This window comes from Allobosea sp., assembly GCF_051860145.1.
Lineage (GTDB): Bacteria > Pseudomonadota > Alphaproteobacteria > Rhizobiales > Beijerinckiaceae > Allobosea.
This window is the reverse complement of the sequence record NZ_JBHYEM010000006.1, coordinates 22532-29373: the sequence shown is the minus strand read 5'-3', so window position 1 is coordinate 29373 and position 6842 is coordinate 22532. Positions and strand designations below refer to the sequence as shown.

6 protein-coding genes are annotated in these 6842 nt (G+C 66.7%); 3 read left to right on the top strand and 3 right to left on the bottom strand.

Annotation, left to right across the window (positions count from 1 at the left end):
* Nucleotides 1–254: MerR family DNA-binding transcriptional regulator (locus tag ACTIF2_RS12035; protein ID WP_439497314.1), on the bottom strand; the 254-nt coding region annotated here is incomplete at its 3' end.
* A gap of 77 nt (nt 255–331) precedes the next feature.
* On the opposite strand from ACTIF2_RS12035, the gene ACTIF2_RS12030 reads away from it, so the two are divergent.
* The 3 genes from ACTIF2_RS12030 to ACTIF2_RS12020 all read left to right on the top strand — a co-directional run bounded on the left by ACTIF2_RS12030 (nt 332) and on the right by ACTIF2_RS12020 (nt 3815).
* The gene (locus ACTIF2_RS12030; RefSeq protein WP_439497313.1) at nt 332–922 is read left to right on the top strand and encodes an NADPH-dependent FMN reductase; all 591 of its coding nucleotides are present in this window, start codon (nt 332–334) and stop codon (nt 920–922) included.
* A 272-nt stretch (nt 923–1194) separates the two neighbouring features.
* Nucleotides 1195–2916 (top strand): Na/Pi cotransporter family protein, encoded by a 1722-nt coding sequence (locus ACTIF2_RS12025; RefSeq protein WP_439497312.1) that lies wholly within the window; start codon nt 1195–1197, stop codon nt 2914–2916.
* Between the two features lie 134 nt (nt 2917–3050).
* Complete coding sequence (locus tag ACTIF2_RS12020; RefSeq protein WP_439497311.1) at nt 3051–3815, top strand: MBL fold metallo-hydrolase; 765 nt, start codon at nt 3051–3053, stop codon at nt 3813–3815.
* Between the two features lie 115 nt (nt 3816–3930).
* Here ACTIF2_RS12020 and ACTIF2_RS12015 read toward each other — a convergent pair whose 3' ends face one another.
* On the bottom strand, nt 3931–5478 hold the full coding sequence (locus tag ACTIF2_RS12015) for a malonate--CoA ligase (protein WP_439497310.1): 1548 nt from the start codon (nt 5476–5478) through the stop codon (nt 3931–3933).
* A gap of 18 nt (nt 5479–5496) precedes the next feature.
* Nucleotides 5497–6831 carry a malonyl-CoA decarboxylase gene (locus tag ACTIF2_RS12010; protein ID WP_439497309.1) on the bottom strand — a complete coding sequence of 445 codons (1335 nt, stop codon included), beginning with the start codon at nt 6829–6831 and terminating at the stop codon, nt 5497–5499.
* Between the last annotated feature and the right edge of the window lie 11 nt (nt 6832–6842).

Below are 6842 nucleotides of genomic sequence, written 5' to 3'. Positions count from 1 at the left end.
GCCTTGAAGGCCTCGCGAATGGTCTTCAGCGGAATGCCGGTGCGCTGCGCCACCTTGATGATCGCGACCCGCCGCAGCACCCCGCGCGGATAGCGGCGCTGGTTGCCGGCGCTGCGCGCGCTGCGGATCAGGCCCTTGGCCTCGTAGAAATGGATCGTCGAGACGGCGAGCCCGCTGCGGCGGGCGACCTCTCCGACGCTCAGCTCCTCATGGAGCCGCGCGTGACCATTGTCGCTTTGACCCTTGTCGCTCATGGCTCTTGACCTCAACCATAGTTGAGGTTTTATACCGTCATGCTCCCGATGTGCAAAACGCGTGGAGCGCGCAGCCGATGCACCAAAAGCTCGATCGCAGGATCAATCTCGCCCTGATCTATGGCAGCACCCGCGAGGGCCGGCTCTGCGACAAGGTCGCCGGCTGGGCACTGTCCCAGATCGAGGGCGAAGGCCCGTTCACCGTCGATGTCGTCGATCCGCTGATGCTCGACCTGCCGAAGCGCCACCCGCGCGGCGAGAACCCGGCGGTCCGCATCCTCAAGGAGCGGATCGGAGCGGCGGACGGCTTCATCGTCGTCACGCCCGAGTATAATCGCGGCTATCCCGGCCCGTTGAAGTCGCTGATCGACATGGTCGGCGCCGAATGGCGCGGCAAGCCCGTCGCCTTCGTCTCCTATGGCGGGTTCTCGGGAGGCTTGCGCGCTGTCGAGCAGCTTCGGCTGGTCTTCTGCGAGCTGCATGCGACCACGATCCGCGACAGCGTCAGCTTCGCCAATGCCTGGAGCCAGTTCGACCAAACCGGCCAGCTTCTCGATGCCGACAGGCCCGAGCAGGCGATGGCGTTGATGCTGGCGCAACTGCACTGGTGGGCGAGCGCGCTACGCGAAGCGCGCGAAAGCGTGCCTTATGGCACGTTCGCGGCCTAGAGCCGGATGGTTTCGGATGGAATCGCGCAGCGATCCCATCCGAAAGCTGAATCCGTCTCTCACCAATACGTTAGAGCAGGATCAATGCGAAAAACCGGTTCCCACTTTTTCGCATCCTGCTCTAGCCGAACGGGCTATCCGCCTGCGCGAAAGGGTCATGAAACGGCCCCTTTCAGCGTGCTTTCTTTATAAGACGGCTAACGAATTTGGCCCTAAACTGGCCGCGCTTCGCAAGGCCGTCCGCCCCACCGATTCGGAGATTTCACGACGAGATGAACGCGGTCGACAGCACCACTTCGGTCCTGATCCACCTTGCTGGCTCAGTGGCGCTGCTGATCTGGGCGGTCCGTCTCGTACGGACCGGTGCGACGCGCGCCTTCGGCTCCTCGCTCCGGCAGGCCCTGTCGCGCTTCACGCAGAACCGCGTCGCGGCGCTCGCCAGCGGAGCCGCCGTCACGCTTGTCCTGCAAAGCTCGACGGCGACGACGCTGCTGCTGTCCTCCTTCGCCGGCCAGTCCCTGATCACCTTGCCGATGGCGCTGGCCGTGCTGCTGGGCGCCAATATCGGCACGGCGCTCGCCGCCTTCATCGTCTCGCTCGATCTCGGCTGGATCTGGGGGCTGTGCCTGGCAGTCGGCGTCGCGCTCTACATGGCGAACGAGGCGATGGACCGCGCCCGCAATATCGGCCGCGTCTTCGTCGGCATCGGGCTCATCCTGCTGTCACTGGTCGAGCTGAAGGCTGCGGCGGCGCCGCTGGCGCAATCGCCGACCTTCAAGGTCATCCTCCAGGCCCTGGCGGGCGAGCCGCTGATCGCGGTCGCCGTTGCCGTCGCGGCGACCTGGCTGACGCATTCGAGCCTGGCGATCGTTCTGCTGATCGCCTCGTTCTGGTCCGGCGGCCTGCTCTCGCCGACCATGGCCGTGACGCTGATCGTCGGCGCCAATCTCGGCAATGCGCTGGTGCCCGTCGTCGACCAGCTCGGCGCGCCAGTGGCGCAGCGCCGCGTCGCCGTCGCCAACCTGCTGACGCGGGTCGTAATCGCAGTCGTGGTGATCCCGCTGGCGGCCCCGTTCGCCGCCTGGTTCTCGACGCTGTCGAATAATCCCGCGCGCCTCGCCGTCGAGCTGCATCTGGCGCTCAACATCGCAGGCGGACTGATCTTCCTGCCTTTCGTGACGCCGCTTTCCGAGCTCGTGATGCGGCTGATGCCGTCGGCTCCTGTCGGCGAGCGCGCGACGCGGCCGCTCTATCTCGACCCCGGCGTGCTCGACAGCCCCTCCGAGGCGCTGGCCTGCGCCATGCGCGAGACCCTGCATCTCGGCGACCGCGTCGGCGAGATGCTGAAGGACACGCTGACCCTGCTCGACGGCGATCAGATCAAGCTCTCACGCGAGATCTCGCAGGCCGATGACGGCGTCGACGCGATCCATGAGGCGATCAAGCTCTACCTGGTGCGGCTGTCGCGCTCCGAGCTCAGCGAAGAGGAGAGCCGACGCCTGCTCGAGATCATCACGCTCAACACCAATCTCGAGCATATCGGCGACATCATCGACAAGAACCTGCGGGAGCTGGCCGAAAAGAAGATCCGCAAGGGCTATCGCTTCTCGGCGGAGGGCCTGGCGGAGATCAGCGCGCTGCACAGCCGGGTGATGCACAGCCTGCGCCTGGCGCTGAACGTGCTCGCGACCCGCGACATCGCGCTGGCGCGCCAGCTCTTCGACGAGAAGGCCACGATGCGCTCCGCCGAACGGCAGGCGACCGAGAGCCATTACGAGCGGCTGCGCAGCGGGGTGACGGAATCGATCGAGACCAGCTCGATCCATCTCGACGTGCTGCGCGACCTCAAGCGGATCCATGGGCACATCACCTCGATCGCCTATCCGATCCTGGAGGCGGCGGGCGAGCTGCGCGAGAGCCGGTTGCGCAATCGCGAGAATCCGGCGCCGGAGGCCGGGTTCGGGCTCGATCTGGTGCCGCATCCGAAGAGCTGAATCGGGCCTTGGCGGGCATGACCGAAGTCGCGCATCGATCAACGCTGAGTGCTTTCGACTTCACAAAATAGAACTGGCCGCACCGCAGAGGCCGAACGCATGATGGGCTGCATTGCCACTGCCCGGAGAAGATCATGCGGCTCCAGCTCCTCCGCAATGCCACGCTCAAGCTTGTCTATGCAGGCAGGACATTCCTGATCGACCCTGATTTCGGGCCGATGCACAGCCGTCCTTCTTTCACCGGAAAATCGCCGAATCCGATGGTCGAACTGCCGGAGCCGATCGAGGATATCCTCGCTGGCGTCGACCAAATCATCGTCTCGCATCTGCATGCCGACCATTTCGACGGGGTCGCCAGGGAGCGCGTGCCCAAGGACCTGCCTTTGACCTGCCGCCCGGGCGACGAGGGCAAGATCGCGGAAGCCGGTTTCACATCCGTCACCCCCGTCGATTGCTTCCAGCGGATCGGCTCGATCGTGCTGAAGCGGGTTCCGGCCCAGCATGGCAGCGGCGCCGTGCTCGACAAGATGGGGCCGGTGATGGGCTTCAGCCTGGAGGCGCCGGGCGAGCCGACGCTCTATTGGGCGGGCGACAGCATCCTCTACCCGCCCTTGCTGGAAGCGGTCGCGGCGACGGCGCCGGACGTCATCGTCAGCCATTCCTGCGGCGCGCGCTGGGACGGCACGCTGATCGTCATGGATGCCGCGCAGACGGTGTCGCTCTGCGAGGCCGCCCCGCATGCGACGGTGATCGCGACGCATATGGAGGCGCTCGACCACGCCACCGTCAGCCGCGCCGCGCTCCGGCAAGCCGCGGACGCGCGCGGCATCGGGCCGGATCGGCTGCTGATCCCGCTGGACGGCGAGACGATCGAGATCAGGGAGCCGGCGCGGGTGTGAGCAGCCGCGCAATCCCGTCATTGCGAGCATAGCGAAGCAATCCAGGGGCCGCTCGCGCAGTCCTCCTGGATTGCTTCGTCGCTTTCGCTCCTCGCAATGACGGCGGGAACGCGGGTTACTCGCCGGCCTTCATCGCCTTGGCATAGATGTCGCGGTACTGGTCGCGCAGCAGGTTCTTCTGAACCTTGCCCATGGTGTTGCGCGGCAGGTCGGGCACGATGAAGACCTGCTTGGGCAGCTTGAACTTGGCGAGGCGCTGATCGAGCGCCTTGGAGATGACGGAGGCCGTGATCTCGGCGCCGGGCTTGACCACGACGACGGCGGTGACGCCCTCGCCGAAATCGGGATGCGGGCAACCGATGACCGCGCTCTCGACCACGCCCGGCATCTCGTCGATCTCGACCTCGACCTCTTTCGGATAGACGTTGTAGCCACCGGTGATGATCAGGTCCTTGCCGCGGCCGACGATGTGGACATAGCCGGCGGGGTCGATCTTGCCGAGATCGCCGGTGATGAAGAAGCCGTCGTCGCGGAACTCGGCCCTGGTCTTCTCGGGATTGCGCCAGTAGCCCTTGAAGACGTTGGGGCCCCTGACCTCGATCATGCCGATCTGCTCGGCATCGAGCGTCCGGCCGCTCTCGGGATCGACAACGCGGGCGGAGACCCCCGGCAGCGGGAAGCCGACCGTGCCGGCGACGCGCTCGCCGTCATAGGGGTTGGAGGTGTTCATGTTGGTCTCGGTCATGCCGTAGCGCTCGAGGATGGCGTGGCCGGTGCGCTCGCGCCATTCGCGATGGGTCTCGGCCAGCAGCGGCGCCGAACCGGAGACGAAGACGCGCATGTGCCTGGTGGCCTCCCTGGTCAGCCGCGCGTCCTGCAGCAAGCGGACATAGAAGGTCGGCACGCCCATCATGCTGGTCGCCTGCGGCAGATGCTTCATGACCTGGTCGGGGTCGAATTTCGGCAGCAGGATCATCGAGGCGCCGGCGAAGAGGATCGTGTTGGTCGCGACGAAGAGGCCATGCGTATGGAAGATCGGCAGCGCGTGCAGCAGCACGTCGTCCTTGCCGAAACGCCAGTAATCGACCAAGGCGAGCGCGTTCGAGGCCAGGTTGTCGTGGCTGAGCATCGCCCCCTTCGACCGCCCGGTCGTGCCGGAGGTGTAGAGGATGGCGGCGAGATCGTCCGGCCCGCGCGGAACGGCTACGAAACGCGTCGAGGCCGCAAGCGCGCGATCCGACAGGGTGCCGGCCGAGACCTCCGGCGAGCGCCAGACGCCGAGCGTCTCGAGCTTGGCGCCGGCCTTCTCGGCATAGGGCCGCAGCGCCTCGGCCTTGGCCGGGTCGCTCACGAAGACGGCGGGCTCGGCATCGCCGAGGAAATACTCGATCTCGGCCGGGGTATAGGCGGTGTTGAGCGGCAGGAAGATCGCGCCGGCGCGGATCGTGCCGAGATAGAGCATCAGGGCCTCGATGCTCTTCTCGACCTGCACGGCGACGCGGTCGCCCGGCTTGACGCCAAGATCGACCAGCGCATTGGCGTAGCGGGCCGAGACGTCGAGCATGTCCGAATAGGAATAGCGGCGGCCATCGTCGAGGACGGCGAAGGGAGCGTCGGGCGCCGGGATGCGTGCAGTGACGAGATCGAACAGATGATTGGCCATGACGTGTTCTTGGATCCTTCAGGCGGAGGCGGGGCGTAATAGCTTGCGGACGGCGGAGGAGGCGACGACGGTATCGCGGCTGGCGAAGGCTTCGTGATTGACCTCGATCTCGTCGAGGTCATAGCGGTAGTTCACCATCACGCCGTAAGACTCGCGCAGGCCCCGCGCCGACATGTTGCCGCCGACATTGATGCGCTCGAGCCGCGCGCCGTTGCCGAGATGGAAACGGGCGACGGGGTCGATCACCCGCCCCGAGGAGGTGCGCGCCCGCAGCAGGTAATGCGCCGCCATCTGGCCGAGCAGTTTGTCGCGCCGGGCCTTCTCGGCCTCGTCCAGCGTGATCGTCTCGCCGACGGGGCGCGCCAGCTCGGAGAGTTCCTCATTGCTCAGCGGCGGCTCGCCCGGCTCGGCGACGATGCCGGCCAGCCAGCGCGCGAAACCCGGCACGGGCGAGAGCGTGACGAAGGTGTCGAGGCCGGGCAATTCGCGCTTCAGATCCTCGGCGACCTGCTTGATCAGGAAATTGCCGAAGGAGATGCCGCGCAGGCCCTCCTGGCAGTTCGAGATCGAATAGAACGCTGCCGTTTGAGCCTTCTGCGCCGGCAGCACCTCGCGCTCGCCACTCAGGACCTCGCCGATGCTGCGCGGCACCGCTCCCGTCAGCGCGACCTCGACGAAGATCAGCGGCTCGTCGATCAGCTGCGGATGGAAGAAGGCGAAGCAGCGCCGGTCGGCTGGCTCGAGGCGGCGGCGCAGATCGTCCCAGCCCTGGATCTCGTGCACCGCCTCGTAGCGGATGATCTTCTCCAGCACGTTGGCGGGCGTATGCCAGTCGATGCGGCGCAGCACGAGGAAGCCGCGGTTGAACCAGGAGCCGAAGAGATGGCGGAAATCGGCGTCGACAACGGCCAGTTCCGGCTCCTCCGCCAGGGCTTCGAACAGCGCCTCGCGCATGCGCACGAGCACATGCGTGCCGCCCGGCGCCAGGTTCAGCCGGCGGAAGAGCTCCTGCCGGAGCGGCTCGGACGAGAGATGCAGCTCCGCGACTGCGGCTGCGTCCGGCGCGTCCCGATAGCGCTCGACCGCGATGGCGAGCCGCTCGTGGCTCGGCCCGAAGCGATCCTTCAGCAGGCGGAAGAAATCGAGCCGCCCGGCCCTGCCCAACCCATCCCACTGTTCAAGCACGGCCTGCGCCAGGGCCATGCCGGAGGCCTCGCCACGACCCGACAGCAAATCCTCGCAAAGCCGGTCGAGCGAGCGGCTGCGGCCGCCGCCCAGGCGCTCCAGCCCGATCAGCGCCCGGCCGCGATCGGCCACGCTCGTCAGGAGATCGCCGAGAAACGCCATGTCCATGCCCGCCAGCT